Genomic DNA, 21,318 nt, shown 5'->3' on the forward strand with positions numbered 1-21,318 from the left:
GGCCCTATACTCTACCAGCAATGCGTACCAGCAGTACTTTCATTTTCAGCCCCCAAAGTGTGTCGAAGCGACGTGGCGGGCGGTAAGCGTTTGACCGTGCTGGCCCTGCTGCTGGCCAGTACGGTAGCCGGTGCCACCGGTTTGCCAACTGAAAGCAGCCTGGCCTCGCCCGGGGACAGCGCCACCGTTGACTCGCTGCGCGAAGTGGCCCGGCGGCCACAGCTGCCGGACTCGGTCCGGTTTCGGACGCTGCGCGCGCTGAGCGACGCACTGTTTGCCCAGGATGAGCCGGAGGCGCGCCGGGTAGGGGAGCAGGCCGTGCAGCTGGCCCGTCATCGACGGGATTGGCCGGGCGTGGCCGATGCCCTGTACCAGTTGGTGGTAAACTGTGAGCGGGCGGCCGACTACGTGGCCGCCATGCAGTACAGCCAGGAGGGTGCCGGCGTGGCCAGGGTGCACCAATTGCCCGACGAGTGGCGCTTTACCCAGTGCATGGGGCTGGTAGCGGTCGATACCAAAGATGTGAAAGCAGGCCTGAAATACATGCGGCAGGCTTACCAGCAGCAAGGAGCCGTGGGTAACGTTCCACCCCGGGAACGGGGCGGGCTGCTGCTCAACCTGGCCAACACCTTTCTGGTCATGCAGCGCTACGACTCGGTGCTGCACTACGCGACCCGGGCCCTGCCTTATATGCAGCGGGCCAAGGATGCCCGGGGCCTGGGCTACGTGTACCAGTTCCGGGGCGAGGTGTACGCCATAATTCAGCCCCAGACCAGGGCCACGCTGGATTCAGCGGCCACGAACATGAACCGGGCCCTGCGCATCATGCAGCGCCACGGGTTTCGGCCCCAGATAGCCAGCTCGGCGCTGGCGCTGGCCCGCGTGTACCGGCTGCAAGGCCAGCCGGCCGTCTCGCAGCGCATGGCGGAACTGGCCCTCACCCTGGCCCGCGAGCTGAAGATGCCCGACTACGAGGCCGACGCGCTGGCGAGCCTCGCCTGGGCCCACGCCGACCAGGGCCGGATGCGCCGCTCCTTCGACCTCGACAACCGGGCCCAGGACCTGCGCGATTCCCTCTTTAACGGCGACAAGGCGCAGGCTCTGGCCCAGCTGCAGGTGCGCTACGATGTGAAGCTGCTGACGGAACAGAAGCGGGCCGCCGAGTTTGAGCAGCGCAGCCAGCGGGCGCAGCTGCACTCGCTATGGCTGCTGCTGGGCGGGCTCACGACCACCATCGGGGTGGGCAGCTGGCTGTACTGGCGGCTGCGGCGGCAGAAAGCGCTGCTGGCCGTGGCCAATCAGGCCAACTGCCGGTCCGTGGCCGAAAAGGAGGTGCTGCTGCAGGAAATCCACCACCGCGTAAAAAACAATCTGCAGCTGGTGAGTGGCCTGCTGGGCTGGCAGGCCAGCACCCTGCCTGAACCCACCCTGGTGGCCGCGCTGGATGCCAGCCGGGTAAGAATTCAGAGCATGGCTTTAGTCCATGAATTCTTATATCAAGCCGATAATCTGGCCGAAGTACGCATGGACCAGTACCTGCGCGAACTGCTTGATTCTCTGAAAACGGCGCTTACTACGCCCGAACAAACCATTCAGTTGAGTACGGACCTGGCCCCGGTAATCATGAGCCCCAAAGAGGCCAGCACGCTGGGCCTTGTGGTCAACGAAATAGTAACCAATGCGTACAAGCACGCTTTTCAGGGCCTTGCCCAGGGCCATCTGCACGTTTCCTTCACCAGCCGCCCCACCGGCTTTCAGCTCGTTATCGCCGATGACGGGGCTGGCATGCCGGCCGGGGACGCGCCGGTTAAAGCCCACTCCCTGGGTATGCAGCTGGTCCGCACGCTCACCAAACAGCTGAAAGCGAAGCTGTCGGTGACCCGTTCCTTTCCCACGGGCACACGCATGGAGGTTACTCGTGAATGAGGAACCGCCCGGCGCGTCCCTTATCCCACCCTATGTCTACCATTCTCATAGTTGAAGATGAATTGCTTATTGCCGCGGAGATAGAACGCACGCTGGTTCGTCTCGGCCACACTCCACTCGAACCCGTCGACAACAGCGACGAAGCCCTGCGCGTGCTGGCCACGCAGCCCGTGGAACTGGTGCTGATGGACATCAACATTGCCGGCGACTGCGACGGCATCGCGGCCGCCCTGCTCATACGCCGGCAGTTTGCCATCCCCGTGGTGTTCCTTACGGCCCGCTCCGACGCCGACACCCTGAACCGTGCCAAGCTGGCCCAGCCCTACGGCTACCTGGTCAAGCCCTTCACCGATGATTCGCTGCGGGTGCAGGTCGAGCTGGCCCTTTACAATGCCTATCAGGCCGGCCCCACCGGCCCCGTCCTGGACACCGCCAATGCCGCCGACACGGAGGTGTTGGGAGCGGCCGAGCGCTGTCCCAAGTTCAAGGACTACCTGTTTGTGCGCAAGGGCTCCGGCCACGTTAAGGTGCTGCTCGCCGATATTCTCTATTTCGAAGCCCTGCAGAATTTCGTGCGGATGCACACGGTGCGGGAAAAGTTCGTGTTCGATTCCACTATGAAGGAGCTGGAGCAGAAGCTGCCTGACCAATTCTTTAAAACCCACCGCTCCTATATCGTGAATCTGGACCGTGTACAGGCTTATGAGGAGAGTAGCGTTTTGCTCGGCGAGGACTACGTGCCCGTCAGCCGTTCATCCAAGGACGAATTGAAAAACCGCATTCATCTGGTGGGGTAGCCTATATGCCCGCTATTAACGGTTGGTAATCAGGCTACAAAATCCACCTTGGCGGTTGCAGAACCCGCAGCCAAGCCTCTCGAATCGGTTGTTTGTACTCCCAATCGTCCGGAAAGGCTAGGCTGACGGGCCATTGGAAGGCCAGAGCGTCAACCTGCAGCTTGCGGGCCTTAGGGGCAGTATTTCGTTTTTGGGCCTGCCTCGCTCAGCCGTTTCGCGGAGCCGGCTGTTACAGGGCTGTACGTTCTTTTTCACCCGTTTTCATTCTTCCGTTTATGGATTTGCATTTTGTCCGCCGCGGCACCGGCCGCCCCCTGTTACTGGTTCACGGCATCGGCGGCAGCTGGCGGTCCTGGAACACCATCATCGATGCCCTGGCCGCCGAGCGCGACGTTATCGCCGTGGACTTGCCCGGCCACGGCGACACCCCTAAGCTGACCGGCGAAAACTCTATCGCCACCTTGGCCGACGCGGTGACGTCCTTTCTCACTCAACATGACCTGCTCGGGATTGATGCCGTGGGCAGTTCGATGGGCGCGCGGCTGGTGCTGGAGCTGGCCCGGCGCGGCGGTGTACTCGGCGCCGTGGTTTCGCTGGACCCGGGCGGATTTTGGCAGGGCTGGCAGATTCCTTTTTTCTACCACTCGGTGGACCTGTCGGTGAAGCTGGTGAAGGCCCTGCAGCCGGTGATGCCCGCCCTGGCCGGCTCGGCGGTGGGCCGCACGGTGTTGCTCCCGCAGTTTTCCGCCCGCCCTTGGGCCGTAGATTCGCAGCAGGCCATCGACGAGATGTACACCCTCGCCCACTCGCCTGCCTTTGATGAATTGCTCGACCAATTGGCGCACGGCGAAGTGCAGCAGCCCGCGCCTAAGGGCAGCATCCCCGGGCCGCTGGTCATTGGCTGGGGCCGGCAGGACCGGGTGTGCCTTCCGAGCCAGTCGTCGCTGGCGCTGGCGAAGTTCCCGGATGCGCGCCTGTATTGGTTCGAGCACTGCGGCCACTTCCCACAGTGGGACCAGCCCGCCGAAGCCACGCGCCTGATTCTGGCCGCCACCAGCCGCCAGCCCTTCACCGATGAATCCATTGCTTTGTCAAAAGCAGAAGTGGCGGCACCGACTTTGCCGAAGGCGGCCGTCGTGGCAGCCGCACTGGCGCTGCTAGCCGGTGGCTTTTGGCTGCTCTCGTCGCGGGGAAAGCGGGGGCGATAGTCCGGCGAGCACCCCAGCGTAAGCACGATGGCTGCCCGGGTTCCCAGGCACAATAAAGCCCCGGCCCTTTATCAGGGCCGGGGCTTTCGCTTTCAATTACGTACTCGCTTAGCTGCTCTGGGCACCGCGTACCCCTCTGTTAGTGACAAAGACAATCAGGTCGCGGCTAAGCTTGTCCTTCCCGGTGATAAAAAAGTCGTGCGGGACGCCGCAGCTAATGCAAGGAGCTTATTACTTGCTGTCGGTGTCCAGGCTATTCAAGTAGGCCACCAGCGCGGTACGCTCGGCCGGGGTTACGGCGTAGAACGGGTGCGGCGCTGTTTTGCCCCGCTTGGGATTTAGCAGTTCGTCGAGGCTGTGCACGGAATCGTCGTGCAGAAACACGGGCTTGCGGGCCAGGTCCAGCAGCAGGGGCAGCGCGTTGCCGCGCATGCCGCCGCCGGGGCTGGCATCCACTACCACCATTTTGTCATCAAATGTGCCGGGGGCATTCTGAATGGGGGTGAGCGGTGCCTGCCGCTGGGCCAGCACCTTGGGCGCGTAGCCGGGCCAGATAATGTTCATCGGCACCAGCTTGGACTGGACGGCCACACCCTGATTGGTGTTGTGGCAGGAGGTGCAGTTTTGCGAAATAAACAGGGCCCGGCCGGTGGCTACCTGCGCAGCATTGCGCACCACGCCCTTGGGCGCTTGCAGGCTCGATACGTAGGCATTCAAGTCGCGCAGCTTCTGCTCGTCCACGCGCTTGCCGGTGGGCGTGGGCGGGTCGCCGGCCTTGCCCTGCAGGTGGGCCGTGACGAAGGGATAGCCGGTGACGCCCGTGGCGGCCAGCACCTTGGCGTAGCCGGCCACGATGGAGTCGCCGCCCGCCGCGCCGAGGGCGTGCATGAATTGCCGCCCGCCGGGCGAGAGCAGGTTGGTCTGGTCGAACAGGGCCGTATAAACCGTGTTGTTAAAGTCGTCCAGCTTATCATTCTGGCCCGATGAACCGTAGGGCGCGGCCAAGTCCTGCCGGAAAAAGGGCGTGATGTGCACGGCGTTGCCGTTGCCATCGGGCGAGTCGTCGAAGCTGCCCACGGGGTAGAACTTCGGGTTGCTGAGGTAGGCATCCACCTCGGCCTCGGTCGATTTAGCCGTCAGGCCCTTCGGCGCGCGCCCGATGGTGCTGCCGTCGGGCTGCTGCAGCTGCAAGGTGGGAAACAGGGCGCGGGAGTTGGCGGCCGTGGCCAGCAGCTTGCCCACGTTCAGGCCGTGCGGCGTGGGGCCGTCGATGCGCTTGCCAATCGTGCCCTTGCCCGTCAGCTCGTACATCGACTTATCGGTGATGGCGTGGCACAAGGCGCAGGTCACGCCCACCTTGCCGCCCTTGGGCACCATGCCGATGACGGCGTTGGCCTTCACCAGCGCATCCAGGGTGGCGGGGTCGTTAAGCTTGGGCGCTTTGGCGGGCGAGTGGTCGGTTTTCAACTCGCTCGCAAAGGCCGCTTTCAGGTCGGCCGGCATGGCGTCCACGTCGAAGCTGACCCCGGCTTTTAGCGCGTCGAGCACCGTGAGCTTGGCGGCTTTCATGCCCTGGGGCATCCGCACGGCATCGGTCCAGAAGCCCTCGTCGCCGAAGGTTTCGTTGCGGTACACGTCGCGCCCGGCTTCGGCGTTGCCGGTGCGCAGCTCCACCGGCGTGGCGCCGGTGCCAGTGGTATCCGTCGCTGCTTGGGTGGTGGAAGTTTCGGTACTTGTCTTCGTGTCGGAACCACCCTGGCAGGCGGCCGCCGCCACCACGGCAAGGCCCGAAACAAGAAGGGCGGGCACTCGGAAGTGGTGCAAGTTGGCCATCAGGTCAGGGAGTAAAGTAAAAAATGAGAGATGAAACAGGTTAGTTAGTAAGACGCTGCTTAGGTAGGCGCTGCCACTAGCTGGCCGTCCGGGCGAGCACGGCCAAAGCGGCGCGCGCCCGGGTTTTCACGGTGGCCAGCGGAATGGCTAGCCGCTCGGCCGTCTCGGCCTGGGTGCAGCCGCCGAAATAGAGCAGGTCCATGACTTCCCGCTGTCGGGGCTTTAGATGCACAATGAGCTCGCGCACGCCAATGTGCTCGGGATAAAAGGCCGTGGGAGCCGGACTATAGTATGCTCCGGCAGCCTCCAGCGACGGATTGCGGCGGTGAAAGCGATGGCGCGGACTGCGCAGGGCATCAATGGCCTGGTTGCAGCATACGCGCACCATCCAGGTAAACAGACGGCCCCGCGTGGCCTCGTAGCTGCCAATGCTGAGCCAGACCTTGAGCAAGCCTTCCTGCAGCACGTCCTGGGCCATCGCCTCGTCCTGCACCACCCGCAGAATGACGGTGAACAGATTCCGGGCGTACTGCTCGTACAACTGCCCCAGAGCGCGCTCGTCCCGGGCCAGCAGGCGCTGCACCAGCTCATGCTCGGCCGGGGCCGGGAGTAAAGCCACGGGGCTAGGTAGCGAAGTAGTAGTTTGGGGCATATAAGCTGGCAAAGCATAGCTGCGCCACGAATGCGGCCCGACACCCGCTCATACGGCCGATAAGTAAGCAGTGTTTATCCACCGTGACGAAGTGGCCTTTTAGCGGGACGAACAGCAATATTTCTTAAGCAGTTGGCCCAGCCAATAGCTGTACTTAAGAGACAAATTGCCGCAGAAACTGCTGAATGCCCTCGTGGCAGCTGCGCGAAGAGGTCAGGTGCGTGCCATCGTGCAGCGTGAGCAGGTACTCGCCATGCGTCCAGGGCCGCAGCTCTTTGATGTGGGTGGTGTGCACAATCAGAGAACGGTGGATGCGCAGGAAGCGGGCCGGGTCGAGCTGGCTGGCCAGCTGGGTGAGCGTGGCGCGCACTAGGTGGGTTTCACCGGACGCGTGCACCGTGACGTAGTTGCCGGTGGCTTCGAGGTATCGTACCTGCTCGACGGGCACGAAGTAGAAACGTCCGGGCTGTTTCACCAGCAGCTGCGACGCATACGGCACCGGCGGGGCGGGCAGCGCCTGCACCAGCGCCTCCCAGCCCGGCGCGGCCACCTGGCCGACCCGCTGCTGCACGTAGAGCAGGCAGCGCGCGAAACGGTCAGGGTCCAGGGGCTTGAGCAGGTAATCCACGGCGTGGGCCTCAAAGGCTTGCAGCATATACCGGTCGTAGGCTGTCACGAACACCACCAACGGCCGCGGCTGGGCCGGCAATTGCTGCAACACCTGCAGGCCGTTGCAATCGGGCATCTGCACGTCCAGAAACACTAAATCCACGGCCAGTCCGTGCGAGAGCGCGGCCACTGCCTCGGCACCAGTGCCACACTCGCCCGCGATGACAAAGCCCGGCTGGTCGGCCAGCAGCTGGGCAATGCGCCGGCGAGCCAGCGGCTCATCGTCCACAATCAGGGTTTGAATGGGGGCCATTGCCACGGATTAGTGGTGAAAGGGTAATTCGATGCGCACCACGGTGCCCTGCCCGGCCGCGGGCAGCAGGCGCAGCGCATACCGGTCGTCGTAGAGGGCACGCAGGCGCTGCTCGGTGTTTTCGAGGCCCACGCCCCGGGGGCCGGCCTGCGCAGGACCGGGGCCGGAGTCGCGCACCTGCACCACCAGCTGCTGGCCCTGCCGCTCGGCGGCAATATGCAGGCGGCCGGTGCCCCCCGCGCTCAGGCCGTGGCGCACGGCATTTTCCACCAGGGGCTGCAGCAGCAGGTGCGGAATCAGGGCCGAGAGCGCGGCCGGGTCCACCTCGTAGGTCACGGCCAGCCGGTCAGAAAACCGTACTTGCTCCATGTCCAGGTACAGCTCCACGAAGTGCAGCTCCTGCGCCAGCGGCACCTGCTGGGCATCGGAGTGGTCGAGCACCAAGCGCAGAAACTCGCCGAGCTTGGCCGTCATGCGCTGGGCGGCGGCGGGCTCGTCGCCGATGAGGGTGGCAATGGCGTTTAGGGTATTGAAGAGAAAATGCGGGTTGAGCTGCTGCTTAAGGGCGTGCAACTGGGCCTGCACCAACTGCATTTCCAGGCGTACTGCGTCGAGGTTGCGGCGCTGCCATTTGTCGTGGTAGTCGAGGGCGTAGGCCACGAACAGCACCATCCAGTAGAGCGGAATCCAGAAATTAAACCCCGCCAGAATCGTGACCCATGAAACGGGCGCTTTCGAGCCGCCCACCAGGTAAAGCGTGGCCATGAACAAGGCCCGGTAGGCCACCGTGAGGGCCACGCTGGCGGCCGCGTGCACCAGCAGGTAGGGCAGCCAGTGGGCGCGGCCGGCCGTGAGGTCGAAGCGCGCTGCCAGCACAAACACCACCGGTGTGAGCAGGGTCCCAATCAGCCCGTACAGCAGCGGCCCCAGCAGCACCGTGCGCCATTGCAACGGCCCGGTGCCCGTAATGGCCTGCCCGTACGCCACCAGCATCATGAAGAAGGCAAACGCCCCCCACGCGGCCGCCATGCGCAGCCAGGAGATGCGGAAAAGTAGGAGCATAGGGAAGGTCAACAGCCGATTCCGTTCAACGGGAAATACTCCCGCCGAGTTAAAAACGAATGGCGAGCGCAGCCGGGCAAGTCATCACTCTGCGCCCCGCTAATCAGTCGCTCGTGGCGGTTGCACAACTCGGTGTGGCGTCTGGAAACAAGGGTTTGATAAGCCGAATCAAACTGGAAAGAATGGCAAATGGGCCATTTACGTGCTTTTGACAGCCCGCCTACCCGCTTAGTGAGCCGTCCAGCAAGTTCTGCAACAGCCAAGTTTCTTTTCTCTAAAATTCAGGCTTGAATGCGGTGCCGTTCGTGTGTCGGGGCTGCACCTCACCACCGAATTCCAGCCATTCGTCAACTTTCTACCCAAGCGGTTTATAGCCCGCATAGGTTTGTAGCGTCAAATCACGGTTTGGCAAGTTCACGCCCGGGCCGGTCGGCCTGGGGTGCCACGCTATTTCCCCGCGATGCTCAGCGCCTATTCCTGGGGCCAGTTTGGCCTTTTCGTTTTGGTTGTGGTCGTTCTCTACTACCTGGTGGTGGGCCTGCTCTACTACCGGGTAGAACTCAAGGCCCTGCTGACGCCGGGCAAAAAGCTGGCCGGTGCCCAACTCGCCGGCGCGGGCGGCAGCGCGGTGGCTCCGCCTTCACTGGTGCGCCCCACCTCGGCCTTCGTGAAGGCCACGCCAGCGGCCACGGAAACCCGGGAAGACGCTGAAGACGCTGAAGACGCGGAACGCCCCGAAGCCGGGGCCGACCAAAACCTGCCGGCGGCCGCCGAACCGCTGGTCGGCGGGACGCTGCCCGATTCCACCGGCACGGCCACCGGCCACGACGAAAGCACCAGCGATACCACCCCAATGGAAGCCACGGCCGCCGCGGGCGACGAGGCTCAGGCGCAGGATGAAAACCGCACTGAAGAAGCCGACCAGGCCGATGAGCACCTGGCTGCGCTGGTCCGGCGCGAAGCCCACAACCTGCCCCCGGAGTCCGTGGCTGCGGATGCGTCGGTTGATGCAGTACTGGAGCCTGAAACCGTGCAGCTGCCCCTGGTAGCGGATGGCTACGAGCCGCTGGCCACGTTCGAGGAGCCGGTAGCCTCGCGGCTGGACATCGCTCCCGTGGACCCGCCCACGCTGGTGGCTGCTGCCTCCGTCGCTGAATACCTAACCCTGCTGCAAGCTGGCCAGCAGCCCGCGCAGCCAATCGAGTTGGCCGGCACCAGTCTGGCCGAGCAGATGGCCCAGCAAATGGCCCTCAACCACGCCGAGTTGGACGACCTCTTCGGCCCCGACGACGAGTAGCCGGCGCTCCATTTCCACTTCCAATATTCCTGATTCCATTACCCATTGCCATGAATAAGAAGCCTTTCATTACCTCGCTGACTCTCGCGGTCCTGCTCCTCAGCTCACAGCTGCTCTACGCCCAGACTGGGGGCGGCAACGGCACGGCCGGCATTCAGGATGCCACCACCCAGGTCACCAGCTACTTCGACCCGCTGACCAAGCTTATGTACGCCATCGGCGCGGTATTGGGACTGGTGGGGGCCATCAAGGTCTACGGCAAATGGAACGCCGGCGACCAGGACACCCAGAAAACGGCCGTGTCGTGGTTTGGCTCGATGATTTTCCTGGTCATTGTGGCCACGGTGGTGCGCTCGTTCTTCCTCTAAACCGCCGCCATGCCCCTCTACGACCTCAATCGCGGCATCAACAAGCCCGTGGAATTCAAGGGGCTGGTGGGCAGCAACATCTACTTCCTGGCCGCCGGCATCGGGCTGGTGTTCGCCCTGTTCGTGACCTGCTATTTAGTGGGTGTGCCGCTGGTGCTCACCGTGCTGGTCACCTTCGGGGCCGGGGGCGGCATGTGGGCCGGGGTTTTCGCCCTGAACCGCCGCTACGGCGAGCACGGGCTGATGAAGGCCGCCGCCCGGCGCTCGTCGCCCAAGTACATCACCAACCGGCACAGCCGCTTATTCCAACGCCTCAACGAGGACCCGGCCGGCCGCGCCTAGCGGCTGGTTTTGGGTGCTTTCTCCGCTTATGAGCAATAAGGTTCTGCCCTCCGTTTCCCTGGAATCCAAGCAGCCCATCTACAAGGTGGAAAAGGATTGCCTCATCTCGAAGAATGCGGACGTGACCGTGGCCTTCCGGCTGGATTTGCCGGAAATCTTTACCCTCTCCCGGGACGATTACGCCCAGCTGCAGGCGGCTTTCGTGAAGGCCGTGCGCCTGCTGCCCGACCACTGCGTGGTGCACAAGCAGGACTGGTACGTGGAGGACAAGTACGCCCCGGGCTTCGAGGCCGAGCGCACGCTGCTTTCCTCGGCCTATGAGCGCCACTTCAACGAGCGGCCGTTCCTGAACCACTTCTGCTACCTCTACATCACCAAAACCTCGTCGGAGCGGCCTAACTGGGGCAGCACCTCGGGGCTGCTGGCCCGGCGCAACATCGTGCCCAAGGATATGCTCGACACGAAAGTGCTGGAGAGCTTTTTCGACAACGTGGGCCAGTTCGTGCGCACGCTGGAAGGGGTAGGGCCCACCAACGCGCCCTACATCCGCTCGCACCGGCTCACCTCGGATGAGCTGGCTGGCACGGCCGAAAAAGCCGGGCTGCTGGAAAAGTACCTGGCCCTAGACCTGTCCGACCAGGCCCTGCAGGTGGACCTGGATTTGACCGAAGGGCTGAAAGTGGGGGCGGAGTTCTGCCAGATGTTCTCGGTGGCCAACCTTGATGACTTGCCCACCTCGGTGGAAACGGACATTCGCTACGAGCAATACAGCACCGAGTATTCGGACTTTCCCATTTCGTTTGCCGCGCCGCTGGGGCTGCTGCTGGGCGCGAATCACATCCTGAACCAGTACGTGTTCCTGGATAACACCACCAAGACGGTCAAAACCTTCGAGCAGAAGAAGGACCGGCTTAACTCGCTCTCGCTCTACTCGCGGCAGAACGCCATCAACTTCGAGTACTACAACGCCTTTCTGAATGAGCTGATTGCCCACAAGCACCGCCCGGTGCGCGTGCACTGCAACGTGCTCACCTGGGGCCGGCACGAGGAGGAGCTGACCGAGGTGCGCAAGTTGGTAAACGCCGCTTTCAATGCCATGAACTGCAAGCCGCGGCAGAACACGGTGGACATCGCCGCCCTCTACTGGGGCGGCATTCCGGGTAATGCCGGCGACTTTCCAAGCGAGGAAACCTTCTACACCTTCATCGAGCAGGCCGTCTGCTTCTGGGCCTCCGAAACCAACTATCGCAGCACCGGGGCCACAAAAGGCATCAAGCTCTCCGACCGCCTCACGGGCAAGCCCGTGCTGGTCGATATATCGGATGAGCCGATGAAGAAGCAAATCATCTTCAACCGCAACAAGTTCGTGCTGGGCCCCTCAGGCTCGGGCAAGTCGTTTTTCACCAACCACATGGTGCGCCAGTACTACGAGCAGGGCGCGCACGTGCTGCTCGTGGACACCGGCAACTCCTACAAAGGCCTCTGTGAGCTGGTGGGCGGGGTGTATTTCACCTACGAGGAGGACGACCCGATTGCCTTCAACCCCTTCCTGATTTCGGGCAAGCTGGATGTCGAAAAGAAGGAATCCATCAAAACGCTGCTGCAGGCGCTCTGGAAAAAGGACGACGAAAGCGTGAGCCAGTCGGAGTACGTCTCGCTCTCCACGGCCGTCAGTCTGTATTACGTGATGCTCGAAGCCAATGCGCTTATTAAGCCCAGCTTCAACACGTTCTACGAGTTTGTTAAAGGACCTTATCGCAAGATTCTGGAGGAGGAAAAGGTCCGCGAGAAGGACTTCGACATCGACAATTTCATCTACGTGCTCAAGCCCTACTATCGGGGCGGCGAGTACGACTACCTGCTCAACTCCGAGAAAGAGCTGGACCTGGTGCAGGCCCCCTTCATCGTATTCGAGCTGGACAACATCAAGGACCATCCCATTTTGTTTCCGGTGGTCACGCTCATCATTATGGAAACCTTCATCTCCAAGATGCGCAAGCTGAAAGGGGTGCGGAAGATGATACTGATTGAGGAGGCCTGGAAGGCGCTGACCACCCCGGGCATGGCCGCCTACATCAAGTATCTCTTTAAGACGGTGCGCAAGTTTTTCGGCGAGGCCATCGTGGTGACCCAGGAAATCGATGACATCATCGGCAACGAGATTGTCAAGGATGCCATCATCAACAACTCGGACTGTAAGATTCTGCTCGACCAGCGCAAGTTCATCAACCGCTTCGATGAGATTCAGGCGCTGCTCTCGCTCACGCCCAAGGAAAAGGACCTGGTGCTGAGCATCAACCGCGACAACAAAGCCACGCGGGGCCGCTACACGGAGGTATTCATCAGCCTGGGTGGGGTCGTGTCGAAGGTGTATGCCATCGAGGTATCGAAGGAAGAATACGTGACCTACACCACCGAGGAAACCGAGAAAGTGCGGCTGTTCGAGAAGCTCAAGCAGACCGGCGACATGCCCACGGCCATTAAGCTTTTCGCCAACGAGCTGCGCGAAGGGTAGGGCGGCTGATTTCAACCAAAGGGAAAAATCATGAAAACGAAAATCACGCTTCCAATACTAGGCTTGGCCACTTTGCTAATTGGCTGCGGCTCCGACAAGGCTACGACGGCGACGGACAATAAAGCCGTCGAAACAGCTCTTCCAACCGTTTCCACCTCACCCGTGGCCGTGGCCGCCGTGGCGTTTGCCGATAGCCTAGCATCGGCTCCCAAAGCCGAAAAAGCTGACATCACCGCCGCCCGGGCTTTCGCGCAGGCCGTGAATACCTGGGAGGCCAGCGACCTGAACGGTGCGGTGAAGGAGCACCCCGTGGTGGCCAACATCTGGAAGCGCTACCGCTACGTGCTGCGTACGGTGGTCCACTCGCGGGGCATGAAACGCGTGAAGCTCGAAGACGTGGCCACTTGGAACGGCTTTACGCCGCAGTGCGAAGAAGCCATGAAAATGCTGCTACCGCTCATCCAGGAGCCCAACGTGACGGCCACCCAGGCCCTGCCGACGCTGCAGAGCGTTCATTCCGGCATCAGTCGGGTGCGCTTCGCGGCCGAGCGGCACATGATGTATCTGGAGCACCCCTACACGCGGACACTGTAGCGCCACCTCTGTCAACTACTTGCCTTCCCTATGAAAACGAAGATTGGCTTCCTCAGCCTGGCGCTGCTTGGCCTCAGTGCCTCGAAAGCTTCAGCCCAGCTGGTGGTAACGGCCCCGGTGCTGGAAGTGCAAAGCGGCGTGCAAACCGGCCTGCAAAACACGATGAAGGGGCTGGAAGCGGCAGCCAATAAGCTGGTAGCTCTGGGCGTGAAAGAGCAGGAACTGACCAAGACCTATTCGCTCAAGAACATGGAGCAGCACAAGGCCTGGTACGACGGGCTTCTGAAGGTGAGCAGCGCGGTGCGGGATTACCGCCGGGTGCGGGCCATTTACGCCAAGCAAACCCAGATTATCTCGACTTACTCCGCCGCCATCAACGTGCTGCGTACCTCGCGCTACATCACGCCGGTCCAGCTAACCGAGATGGTGTCCATCTACACGAAGATGCTGGCCGAAGGAGCCAATACCGTGTCCGACTTGGCCACCATTACCAGCCCGTCCATGCTCAAGATGACCGACGCGGAACGAATGGAGTTCATTGACACACTGGACGCCAAAATCACCGACCAGCTGGGCCTGGTCAACTACTACACCCGGCGCAATATGATGGTGCTCAAGACCGCCCAGCAGGTCGAGCAGGACCACCAGGCGCTGCTCAGTCTCATGGGCGCGCACTAACTCTTCCTCTCCCGATGAAATCATTTACCACGACGCTGCTGCTTAGCCTGGGGCTGAGCACCCAGCAGGGCTTTGCCCAGGCTCCGGCCGTTATTTCCGCGCCCATCGCCGAATCCAGCTCGCGAAAGCAGATTGTGCACCAAGGCGTTTCGACCACGCTGCTGGCCCGGGGCAAGGCCCTGGCCGGCGACATGCAGATGGTGAACGGCAAGATTAAGGGCATCGTGGACCAGACGCAAGCCCTGCACGCGCAGTGGTACAGCAGCCTGCTACAGATTAGCGCGGGGGTGCGCAACTACCGCCGGGTGCGGGAAATCTACGCCGCGCAGGCCTCGATGATATCGCAGTTCAGCTCGGGTGTGGCCGACTTGCGTGGGCGCGGCCTCTCCCCAAATCAGGTAACCGAAGCAGCGCAGGTGTACCAAGTGCTGCTGCAGGAAAACGTAGCCCTGATTGGTGAGTTGGCCACCATCATGACCACGAACCGGGCGGAAATGACAGACCCGCAGCGCATCAAATTCATCAACAAGATTGGCGACAAGATGCAGCAGCAGCAATACCTGATGACCTACTACACCAATAAATGCCGCGCCGTAGCCCTCTCCCAGCAGCAGGCCATTCAGGACCGGGCATCCGTGCTCACCCTCGTGGGCGCTAAGCAGTAGCCCTTTCGCTTTCATTCACTAGCCCCTAACCCACCCGACTATGGAAATGAATTCCATCACCGCGCAAATGCTCGAAATGGAGCAGATGCTCAGCCGGCTATATGACTCCATGCTGCCCCTGGTGGCGCAGTTCGTGACCCTGGGCCGGGCCGTGGGCGGGGTGGGAGCCCTCATTTTCATCAGCTCCCGGGTGTGGGGCCACATTGCCCGCGCCGAGCCCATCGACCTGTACCCGTTGCTGCGTCCGTTTCTGATTGGCTTGGCCATCCTACTGTTTCCGCAGTTGCTCGGTGGCCTGCGCGGCATCACCGGCGCGCTGGCGTCGAGCACGGACTCGGTGCGGGTAGACCAGACCACTCATATTACTGCTTTACAGGACCAGAAAAAGGCTTTACTGGCCGCCCGGCCCGAAAACAAGTACTTCGCCACCGACGAGGCCTATGAGAAGCGGCTCGACGAGCTGGGCATGATGAATATGGGCCAGCAGATGTCACTCTCGTTCGACAAGCTGAAGTATGATGTGAACCAGAACTTCCGCGAGTGGATGAAGAACACGCTGGAGCTGTTCCACGTCGCGGCCCGGCTGCTCATCAACGTGCTGGCCACGTTCCTGCTCATTGTGCTGTCGGTGCTGGGGCCGCTCACTTTTGGGTTGGCCATCTTCCCGGGCTTTGGCAATTCCATTCCCAAATGGCTGGGCCAGTTCATCACCATCAGTCTGTGGGTGCCGGTGGCTAACATTTTCGGGGCCATTATGGGCCAGTTTCAAATAATGATGCTGCAAGGCGACATCACCCGCCTGACCTCCAATCAGGGTGTGGATTCGGCCGACTTCGGCTACCTCGTCTTTTTGTGCATTGCCATCACGGGCTACCTGATTATTCCCTTCATCACCGATATGATGATTGCGGCCTCCGGGGCTGGCATGGCCGCCCGGGCCATGCAGTCGGCCATGAGTGGGGGAGCGGCAATGGCCGGCGCGGCGGCAGGTTCGGCGGGCCGGGCGGGCGCGGCGGGCGTATCCGGGGCCGCGTCGGGCCTGGGGGCGGCGGTTGGAGCAGGTCAGGCGTTGGCCGGCAATGGTGCCTCGGGCAACATGACGCGAAGCGAGGCCGCTGGCCACCGGGCCGGCACAGCCGTGCGCGAGCGGGCGGCCAGCTTCGTCAACCGCCTGCGGGGCTAACCCTGGTCGCGCGGTGATTTCCCACTATTTCCTTTTCCCATGTTTGCTTCCCTTAAAACCATTGATTCGGCTTTTCAGCAGGTAAAAACTCTGGCGCTGCTTTTCATTGTGGCCGTGCTGGTATTGGCCGGCACCATCGCCTACTTCGCCTTCCAAACGACCAATGCCGCGGCCAATCGCATCTACGTGCTGGAAGGCGGGCAACTACTCACGGCCGGGGCGCGGGATGCGCGGGCCAACCGGCCGGTGGAGGCCCGCAGCCACGTTACGCGCTTTCACGAGCTGTTCTTCACCCTCGACCCCGACCAGAAAGCCATTGACAGCAACGTCAATAAGGCGTTGTACCTGGCTGATAACTCGGCCAAGCGGCAGTATGAGAACTTCAAGGAAAAGGGCTTCTACAACGACCTGATTGCCGCCAACATCAGCCTGGAAATGACGGTAGACAGTGTGGTGGTGACAAACTCGCGCCCGATGGTGGCGCGGTGCTACGGGCACCAGCGCGTCATTCGGGCTACCTCGGTTACGAACCGCAACTTCCTTTCCGAGTGCTCTCTGCGCGACGTGACCCGCTCGGAGAACAACCCCCACGGCTTCCTGATGGAGAACTGGCGGGTGCTCAAGAATGAAGACCTGAATACGCTCCCCCGTTAATCCTCCCCAGTTATGGCAACGGCAACCAACGCGCCGCACGACGCGCAATTTCTTCGCACCCGCAAGATGGCCACCTTCTTACCAATGGTGGGAGTACCCTTTCTGGCCGTCATGTTCTACCTAGGCGGGGGCGGCCAGGGCACACCGGCAGCAGCGCAGAATACCGAAACCGGCTTCAATACCAATCTACCCAAGGCCGAGAAGGGCACCATCACCAGCAGCAAGCTCGAAGCCTACGCCAGCCCGGTCGACACCCTGCGCAACCGGGGCCTAGTCGATGCCCGCCTCGATACGACTTCGGGCTCGGGCCTTTCCTACGCGGTGGGGGCCGATGGCAAAGCGGGCCCCAACGGCTCCGTCGACAAGTCAGTGGTCGAGGCCCAGCAGCAGCTCATTGCCGCGCAGCAGGCCCAAATGAACGGCGGCGTAGCGCTTGGCACGGTAGCACCCACCACAACAGCCCCTGGTGCCCTCACCCCGCAGGAGCAGATGGAGTTGATGCGCAGCCAGCACGAACGCGACCTAGCCGAGCAAAAGGCGCAGCTGCAAATGGCGGCGTTGCTAGCTCAATCCAACAGTGCCGGTGGGGGAGGAGCGGCCCCGCGCGCGGTTGCAGCCCTACCGAAAAAGAAGAAACCCACCACCCGGTTGCGTGCCATCGATGATGACGCCGTGGTATCGCGTCTGGGCTCCAATGGGCCGGGGCGCAAGCGCACGGCCTCTTTTCAGGGATTTGATGCTGAAACCGGCACGGGTGGCGACGGCAATACTCTGCCGGCCGTCATCCACGAATCGCAGGAAGTGGTCAGCGGCTCACTGGTGAAGATGCGCCTCACCGAGTCGGCCGTTATCAACGGCCACTCGCTGCCGGCCAACACCTTCATCTACGGCAAGTGCAGCCTGGCTGGCGAGCGGCTCAGCATTGCCATCGAAACGCTGAAATCGGGCAACAGCGTGTTTCCGGCGGCGCTGGAAGTGTACGACGTGGACGGCCTGGAAGGCCTGCACATTCCCGGGGCTATCACGCGCGATGCTGCCAAGCAAGCCGGTGCAGAAGGGCTAGGCGCGGCCGACATGATGACGATGAGTGCTGACCCTGCCATGGCCGCAGCTGGCGTGGCGGTGAGTGCCGTGAAAGGCATTGGCCAGAAGAAAATTCGCCTAGTCAAAGTGCGCCTCAAGGCTGGCTACAACGTGATGCTCAAAGTAGACAAAGACTAACGACCCTCTTCCATGAAAACCACCCTATTTGCTACCAGCGCCCTTTTACTCGGCTTAGCGGCTGCTCCGGCGCGGGCCCAGACTTCAGCCGCCCGGATGCTGCAATACTCGGAAGCCAACAAGCTGCCGACCTACCCACTCTACATCAGCGACCAGAAAACCACCCACTTGGTATTTCCTTTCCCGGTCACCTACGTCGACCTGGGCAGCTCGGGCCTGATTGCGGCGAAGGCTACCGGCGCGGAAAACATCGTGCGGGTGAAAGCAGCTTCGGCGGGCTTTCCAGAGTCGAACATGACGGTGCTCACCTCGGATGGAAAGCTATACTCCTTCGTGGTGAACTACCAGCATGACCCCAAGGTGCTCAGCCTCGACCTCGGTGCTGCCGGGTCGGCCTCGTCGGCACAGGGCGAAGCCATTTTATCAAACTCGCCCATCCCGCAGGGCAACCTGGATGCCTACTCCCGGCAGGCGCTGGCGGCGGGCGGCACCTCGGCCAGCGAGAGTGCCAACCAACTCAGCGTGCGCGCCGGCAACGTGGGCTACAAGCAGGAAACCCTGTTTTTTCCGCTGCACGTTGCCAACAAATCGAATGTAACTTACGATGTGGACTTCGTCAAATTCTACATCCAGGATAAACAGGTAGCCAAGCGCACGGCCGAGCAGGCTTTAGAAATCACGCCCATCTACGTCTTCAATGGGGGCCTGAAAAAGATTGACGCCAAAGGCCAACTCCAGCAGGTCTACATCTTTAAGAAATTCACCATCCCTGAGCAAAAGCAGCTTATCATCGAGGTGTATGAGAAGGGCGGCGGGCGCAACGTCAAGCTCAAGCTCACTAACGCCGACTTGCTCAAAGCCCGAACGTTTAACTAGCGGCCGCCGGTCTTAGCGGCGCGGCTAAAGCAACGAAAGCACTTCTCGTAGCGTTTCCTACCTAGTTAGCGTGAAGATTTAACCCGTGTTGGTATGCGTAGCTTCCTGATTTTCGCGGCGATTATCGCCTTTCTTTATTCGTCCTGGTCTCCCAGTTGGGGCAGCACTGCTGCTACCTGGGGCTTGGTGCTTTTTGGCTTGAGTAAGTTCTGGGGGCTTTCCAGCAAGGTCACGCCACCCAACCGCAATCCGTACAACCCTTACGAGCGGTTCAAACCGTTCTAAACTGCTTTCGGCAACTACAATTTCGGCCCTCGACGCTTCGGCGCGGGGGCTTTTTGCTTCGTGGAAGTTGCTGTAACAGGCGGCACAACTGCCTCTTTGGGCTGTGTTAATGGTACTCTTTGCTGCTGAGCCACCGGAAGTGACTGATGAAGTTTAACGGCCTGCTGGGTGGCCTGGGTAAAGCGCTGCAGCACAGATTTGTCCGAAAAATGGGGCTGGTCCGAGCGGGCAATGACGAGGTAGGCACTCTTCAGTTCATCCAGCGTGGCCTGCTCGGTCAGCGCCTCCGGCCGGGCCATGATAGCGGCCTGCACGTAGTTCATTACCGGCGAGGTAAGCGCTGCCCCGTTGGGAGCTTTCAATGAAGTTCCAGTTTCTTCCGCGTGGCGAATTCCTACCCATTGGCTGCTGGCTTTCAATTCGCGAAGCGCCTCGATGCGGGCTACTTCCAGCGTGGTTGCCGCCAAGGGCTGTGCCTGGCTGGGCAAACGGGCCAGCAAGCCGGCAGCGCCGGGCAGTGGCGTAGTGGCCGCGTCGAGCAGGTAGCGCAGGCGGGTCTGGTTCTCGTGGTGATTGGCGGAAACGCCCACTACGCCGGTATCCCGCGCTAGATTGAAATCCTTGTAGACTTTCTCAAAGCTTATCCGGTAGCCCGCTTGGTGCCCTAGCTGCATCAGCACGGCCTGCATAGTGCGGCCGTTCCCTTCCCGGAAGGGGTGGACGTGATTGAAGTGGTCGAGGTAGTATGCCGCCCGCTCCACGAATTGCGGTTTGGTCAGGCCCTTCAGGTTGTTTTCGGCAGCCAGCTGCGCCGCCAGCGCCGCCACATCCGGACCGATGCGGCGGTGGTTAGCATAGGTCATCAGGTGGTCGGCCTGCACATTGGGGGCAGGCTTGTAGCCCTGGAACGACCGGTCTTGGCGGGTTTCGCCAGCCCACGGGTACACGTCCTGAAACAGGTACCGGTGCATAGCGCGCAGGTACTGCTCGTCAAACCGCAGTGGGGTAGGAGGAATGGGGTAAGCCGGGCCCACGATGGGCACGTTGGCCGGCCGGGGGGTAGTTAGCCCTACCTGCGCCCGAACGAGCATCAGGCGCTTGATGGACAGGTCGGCTTCGAAGCGGTCGAGCTGCACCTCGCTGGTGGCGCGCACATTATTGTAAAGCAACCCATCGGCGGGGTTGGCAAAGAGGTCAGCCATAGGGCGGGAAGTACCAGGGCAAGCCTAGCAGAAAGTCCGGCACCGGGCCGGGCTTCGCGGATGATACAAGATGCTGGAGTGCCAGCTTACTAAGCCAAGCTCACAATGCGCTCTTCGAATTGCAGATAGGGTTCGTAAGATTGAGCGGGCTCCACGAGCGGGCCTTCGCCCGGCGCATACTTAGCGTGCGGGTCCGGGCTAGGCGCGGGTCCGTATTCGGCATCGAGTACGGCGGCCAGTTGCTCCAAGTCAATCTGCCCGGCTATATAGCGGTTTTGCAGTTCGACCAGCTGCGCTGAGGGCGGCTGGCTCTGGCTCAGCGATACGCCCACCGCAAACTTAACCACGTCGCGGCGCTGCTGCTCAGTGCGTTCGTTTTCGGAGAAATACGGAGTCTTTTCCATAATACAAGATACGTAAAATCGGCGATAAGGGCGGTCCTGAGCGGTTAATCAGCGCCGTTTGTCAGCCAGAGCAAGCGTGGAAAATGTGTGTCTCCCCCAACAATAAGACAGCCGACTTAATTACCTTGACTTACCGGATAGTAGGCTTCCAGCTGTGTGTGTACTGCGACCAAACTCAATTCGCCTTTGATGTAGCGCTAGGTCAAATGCTCGGCAATGGGGCTTAATTGCGGCTCTGGATTGCATTCAATGCGTCAGCACGGTCCGATAGAGCTTGGCGCTGCTCTTAGTTGGCCTCTTTAGGACCAAAATTCGGGCTGATGTCCATCCTATTTTGCGCGATTTAGCGGCCGTTTTTGCAACCAAAATTACCACAAAATCGAGTCAGCTCAGATTTGGCTTGCTGGGCTTGCCTGCACGTCGGCGACGCGGATATCCCCAGCCAGCGGAAAGCCGGACGAGAGGGGTTCGCGCTGCCTGATGGTGCAATACGTCATCTGCAGGTGTTCCATCAACGGCTCCACGCTCATGCCGTAGTCCTCAATGAGGCGAGCCAGAAACGGGAGGTCTTGACTTGAGGATTAGCCTAAGATTACTAACTCAGTCGATTAAAGTCACAGCAGTAAGGAGACAG

General features: G+C 61.4%; 21 protein-coding genes. 15 read left to right on the top strand and 6 right to left on the bottom strand.

What is annotated here, in order from left to right; genetic code table 11:
• The first annotated feature begins 57 nt into the window (after window positions 1-57).
• From ACYU70_RS21750 to ACYU70_RS21760, 3 genes are all read left to right on the top strand, one after another.
• Window positions 58-1,926, top strand: coding sequence for a sensor histidine kinase (locus ACYU70_RS21750; RefSeq protein ID WP_342297176.1), 1,869 nt, complete (start codon window positions 58-60; stop codon window positions 1,924-1,926).
• A gap of 32 nt (window positions 1,927-1,958) precedes the next feature.
• The gene (locus ACYU70_RS21755; protein ID WP_245097766.1) at window positions 1,959-2,723 is read left to right on the top strand and encodes a LytTR family transcriptional regulator DNA-binding domain-containing protein; all 765 of its coding nucleotides are present in this window, start codon (window positions 1,959-1,961) and stop codon (window positions 2,721-2,723) included.
• 275 nt (window positions 2,724-2,998) lie between these two features.
• The gene (locus ACYU70_RS21760) at window positions 2,999-3,931 is read left to right on the top strand and encodes an alpha/beta fold hydrolase (RefSeq protein WP_342297178.1); all 933 of its coding nucleotides are present in this window, start codon (window positions 2,999-3,001) and stop codon (window positions 3,929-3,931) included.
• A gap of 231 nt (window positions 3,932-4,162) precedes the next feature.
• Here ACYU70_RS21760 and ACYU70_RS21765 read toward each other — a convergent pair whose 3' ends face one another.
• The 4 genes from ACYU70_RS21765 to ACYU70_RS21780 all read right to left on the bottom strand — a co-directional run bounded on the left by ACYU70_RS21765 (window position 4,163) and on the right by ACYU70_RS21780 (window position 8,400).
• Window positions 4,163-5,764: a hypothetical protein gene (locus ACYU70_RS21765; RefSeq protein ID WP_342297179.1), complete on the bottom strand. Its 1,602-nt coding sequence runs from the start codon at window positions 5,762-5,764 to the stop codon at window positions 4,163-4,165.
• A gap of 76 nt (window positions 5,765-5,840) precedes the next feature.
• Window positions 5,841-6,383, bottom strand: coding sequence for an RNA polymerase sigma factor (locus ACYU70_RS21770; RefSeq protein ID WP_342297180.1), 543 nt, complete (start codon window positions 6,381-6,383; stop codon window positions 5,841-5,843).
• 187 nt (window positions 6,384-6,570) lie between these two features.
• Window positions 6,571-7,338 carry a LytR/AlgR family response regulator transcription factor gene (locus ACYU70_RS21775; RefSeq protein WP_342297182.1) on the bottom strand — a complete coding sequence of 256 codons (768 nt, stop codon included), beginning with the start codon at window positions 7,336-7,338 and terminating at the stop codon, window positions 6,571-6,573.
• Between the two features lie 9 nt (window positions 7,339-7,347).
• Window positions 7,348-8,400, bottom strand: a complete 1,053-nt coding sequence (locus ACYU70_RS21780; RefSeq protein ID WP_342297184.1) for a sensor histidine kinase — start codon at window positions 8,398-8,400, stop codon at window positions 7,348-7,350.
• A gap of 508 nt (window positions 8,401-8,908) precedes the next feature.
• On the opposite strand from ACYU70_RS21780, the gene ACYU70_RS21785 reads away from it, so the two are divergent.
• The 12 genes from ACYU70_RS21785 (at window position 8,909) to ACYU70_RS21840 (ending at window position 19,078) form a co-directional block, all read left to right on the top strand.
• Window positions 8,909-9,697 carry a hypothetical protein gene (locus tag ACYU70_RS21785; RefSeq protein WP_342297186.1) on the top strand — a complete coding sequence of 263 codons (789 nt, stop codon included), beginning with the start codon at window positions 8,909-8,911 and terminating at the stop codon, window positions 9,695-9,697.
• Between the two features lie 50 nt (window positions 9,698-9,747).
• Window positions 9,748-10,065, top strand: a complete 318-nt coding sequence (locus tag ACYU70_RS21790) for a DUF4134 domain-containing protein (protein ID WP_342297187.1) — start codon at window positions 9,748-9,750, stop codon at window positions 10,063-10,065.
• 9 nt (window positions 10,066-10,074) lie between these two features.
• Window positions 10,075-10,407 (top strand): DUF4133 domain-containing protein, encoded by a 333-nt coding sequence (locus tag ACYU70_RS21795; protein ID WP_342297189.1) that lies wholly within the window; start codon window positions 10,075-10,077, stop codon window positions 10,405-10,407.
• A 28-nt stretch (window positions 10,408-10,435) separates the two neighbouring features.
• Window positions 10,436-12,922, top strand: a complete 2,487-nt coding sequence (locus ACYU70_RS21800; RefSeq protein ID WP_342297190.1) for a TraG family conjugative transposon ATPase — start codon at window positions 10,436-10,438, stop codon at window positions 12,920-12,922.
• 63 nt (window positions 12,923-12,985) lie between these two features.
• Complete coding sequence (locus ACYU70_RS21805) at window positions 12,986-13,516, top strand: hypothetical protein (protein WP_342297191.1); 531 nt, start codon at window positions 12,986-12,988, stop codon at window positions 13,514-13,516.
• Window positions 13,517-13,546: 30 nt separating this feature from the next.
• Entirely contained in the window at window positions 13,547-14,194 is a 648-nt protein-coding gene (locus ACYU70_RS21810; protein WP_342297192.1) for a hypothetical protein, read from the top strand.
• A 14-nt stretch (window positions 14,195-14,208) separates the two neighbouring features.
• Window positions 14,209-14,859, top strand: a complete 651-nt coding sequence (locus ACYU70_RS21815) for a hypothetical protein (RefSeq protein WP_342297194.1) — start codon at window positions 14,209-14,211, stop codon at window positions 14,857-14,859.
• A 40-nt stretch (window positions 14,860-14,899) separates the two neighbouring features.
• Window positions 14,900-16,042, top strand: a complete 1,143-nt coding sequence (gene traJ, locus ACYU70_RS21820) for a conjugative transposon protein TraJ (protein WP_342297195.1) — start codon at window positions 14,900-14,902, stop codon at window positions 16,040-16,042.
• Window positions 16,043-16,081: 39 nt separating this feature from the next.
• Complete coding sequence (gene traK, locus ACYU70_RS21825; protein ID WP_342297196.1) at window positions 16,082-16,696, top strand: conjugative transposon protein TraK; 615 nt, start codon at window positions 16,082-16,084, stop codon at window positions 16,694-16,696.
• A gap of 12 nt (window positions 16,697-16,708) precedes the next feature.
• Window positions 16,709-17,917 carry a conjugative transposon protein TraM gene (traM, locus tag ACYU70_RS21830; protein ID WP_342297198.1) on the top strand — a complete coding sequence of 403 codons (1,209 nt, stop codon included), beginning with the start codon at window positions 16,709-16,711 and terminating at the stop codon, window positions 17,915-17,917.
• A gap of 12 nt (window positions 17,918-17,929) precedes the next feature.
• The gene (traN, locus tag ACYU70_RS21835) at window positions 17,930-18,793 is read left to right on the top strand and encodes a conjugative transposon protein TraN (RefSeq protein ID WP_342297200.1); all 864 of its coding nucleotides are present in this window, start codon (window positions 17,930-17,932) and stop codon (window positions 18,791-18,793) included.
• Between the two features lie 93 nt (window positions 18,794-18,886).
• The gene (locus ACYU70_RS21840) at window positions 18,887-19,078 is read left to right on the top strand and encodes a hypothetical protein (RefSeq protein WP_342297201.1); all 192 of its coding nucleotides are present in this window, start codon (window positions 18,887-18,889) and stop codon (window positions 19,076-19,078) included.
• A 14-nt stretch (window positions 19,079-19,092) separates the two neighbouring features.
• Here ACYU70_RS21840 and ACYU70_RS21845 read toward each other — a convergent pair whose 3' ends face one another.
• Window positions 19,093-20,280, bottom strand: coding sequence for a Fic/DOC family protein (locus tag ACYU70_RS21845; RefSeq protein ID WP_342297202.1), 1,188 nt, complete (start codon window positions 20,278-20,280; stop codon window positions 19,093-19,095).
• Window positions 20,281-20,369: 89 nt separating this feature from the next.
• Window positions 20,370-20,684, bottom strand: a complete 315-nt coding sequence (locus ACYU70_RS21850) for an antitoxin VbhA family protein (protein WP_342297203.1) — start codon at window positions 20,682-20,684, stop codon at window positions 20,370-20,372.
• Window positions 20,685-21,318: the final 634 nt, after the last annotated feature.

Source organism: Hymenobacter segetis, assembly GCF_054776495.1.

Bases quoted from the DNA above. Each gene is read 5' to 3' on its own strand.
- ACYU70_RS21755 (WP_245097766.1), top strand. From the start codon at position 1,959: ATGTCTACCATTCTCATAGTTGAAGATGAATTGCTTATTGCCGCGGAG.
- ACYU70_RS21760 (WP_342297178.1), top strand. From the start codon at position 2,999: ATGGATTTGCATTTTGTCCGCCGCGGCACCGGCCGCCCCCTGTTACTG.
- ACYU70_RS21765 (WP_342297179.1), bottom strand. From the start codon at position 5,764: ATGGCCAACTTGCACCACTTCCGAGTGCCCGCCCTTCTTGTTTCGGGC.
- ACYU70_RS21775 (WP_342297182.1), bottom strand. From the start codon at position 7,338: ATGGCCCCCATTCAAACCCTGATTGTGGACGATGAGCCGCTGGCTCGC.
- ACYU70_RS21780 (WP_342297184.1), bottom strand. From the start codon at position 8,400: ATGCTCCTACTTTTCCGCATCTCCTGGCTGCGCATGGCGGCCGCGTGG.
- ACYU70_RS21790 (WP_342297187.1), top strand. From the start codon at position 9,748: ATGAATAAGAAGCCTTTCATTACCTCGCTGACTCTCGCGGTCCTGCTC.
- ACYU70_RS21795 (WP_342297189.1), top strand. From the start codon at position 10,075: ATGCCCCTCTACGACCTCAATCGCGGCATCAACAAGCCCGTGGAATTC.
- ACYU70_RS21800 (WP_342297190.1), top strand. From the start codon at position 10,436: ATGAGCAATAAGGTTCTGCCCTCCGTTTCCCTGGAATCCAAGCAGCCC.
- ACYU70_RS21810 (WP_342297192.1), top strand. From the start codon at position 13,547: ATGAAAACGAAGATTGGCTTCCTCAGCCTGGCGCTGCTTGGCCTCAGT.
- ACYU70_RS21815 (WP_342297194.1), top strand. From the start codon at position 14,209: ATGAAATCATTTACCACGACGCTGCTGCTTAGCCTGGGGCTGAGCACC.
- traJ (WP_342297195.1), top strand. From the start codon at position 14,900: ATGGAAATGAATTCCATCACCGCGCAAATGCTCGAAATGGAGCAGATG.
- traK (WP_342297196.1), top strand. From the start codon at position 16,082: ATGTTTGCTTCCCTTAAAACCATTGATTCGGCTTTTCAGCAGGTAAAA.
- traM (WP_342297198.1), top strand. From the start codon at position 16,709: ATGGCAACGGCAACCAACGCGCCGCACGACGCGCAATTTCTTCGCACC.
- traN (WP_342297200.1), top strand. From the start codon at position 17,930: ATGAAAACCACCCTATTTGCTACCAGCGCCCTTTTACTCGGCTTAGCG.
- ACYU70_RS21840 (WP_342297201.1), top strand. From the start codon at position 18,887: ATGCGTAGCTTCCTGATTTTCGCGGCGATTATCGCCTTTCTTTATTCG.
- ACYU70_RS21845 (WP_342297202.1), bottom strand. From the start codon at position 20,280: ATGGCTGACCTCTTTGCCAACCCCGCCGATGGGTTGCTTTACAATAAT.
- ACYU70_RS21850 (WP_342297203.1), bottom strand. From the start codon at position 20,684: ATGGAAAAGACTCCGTATTTCTCCGAAAACGAACGCACTGAGCAGCAG.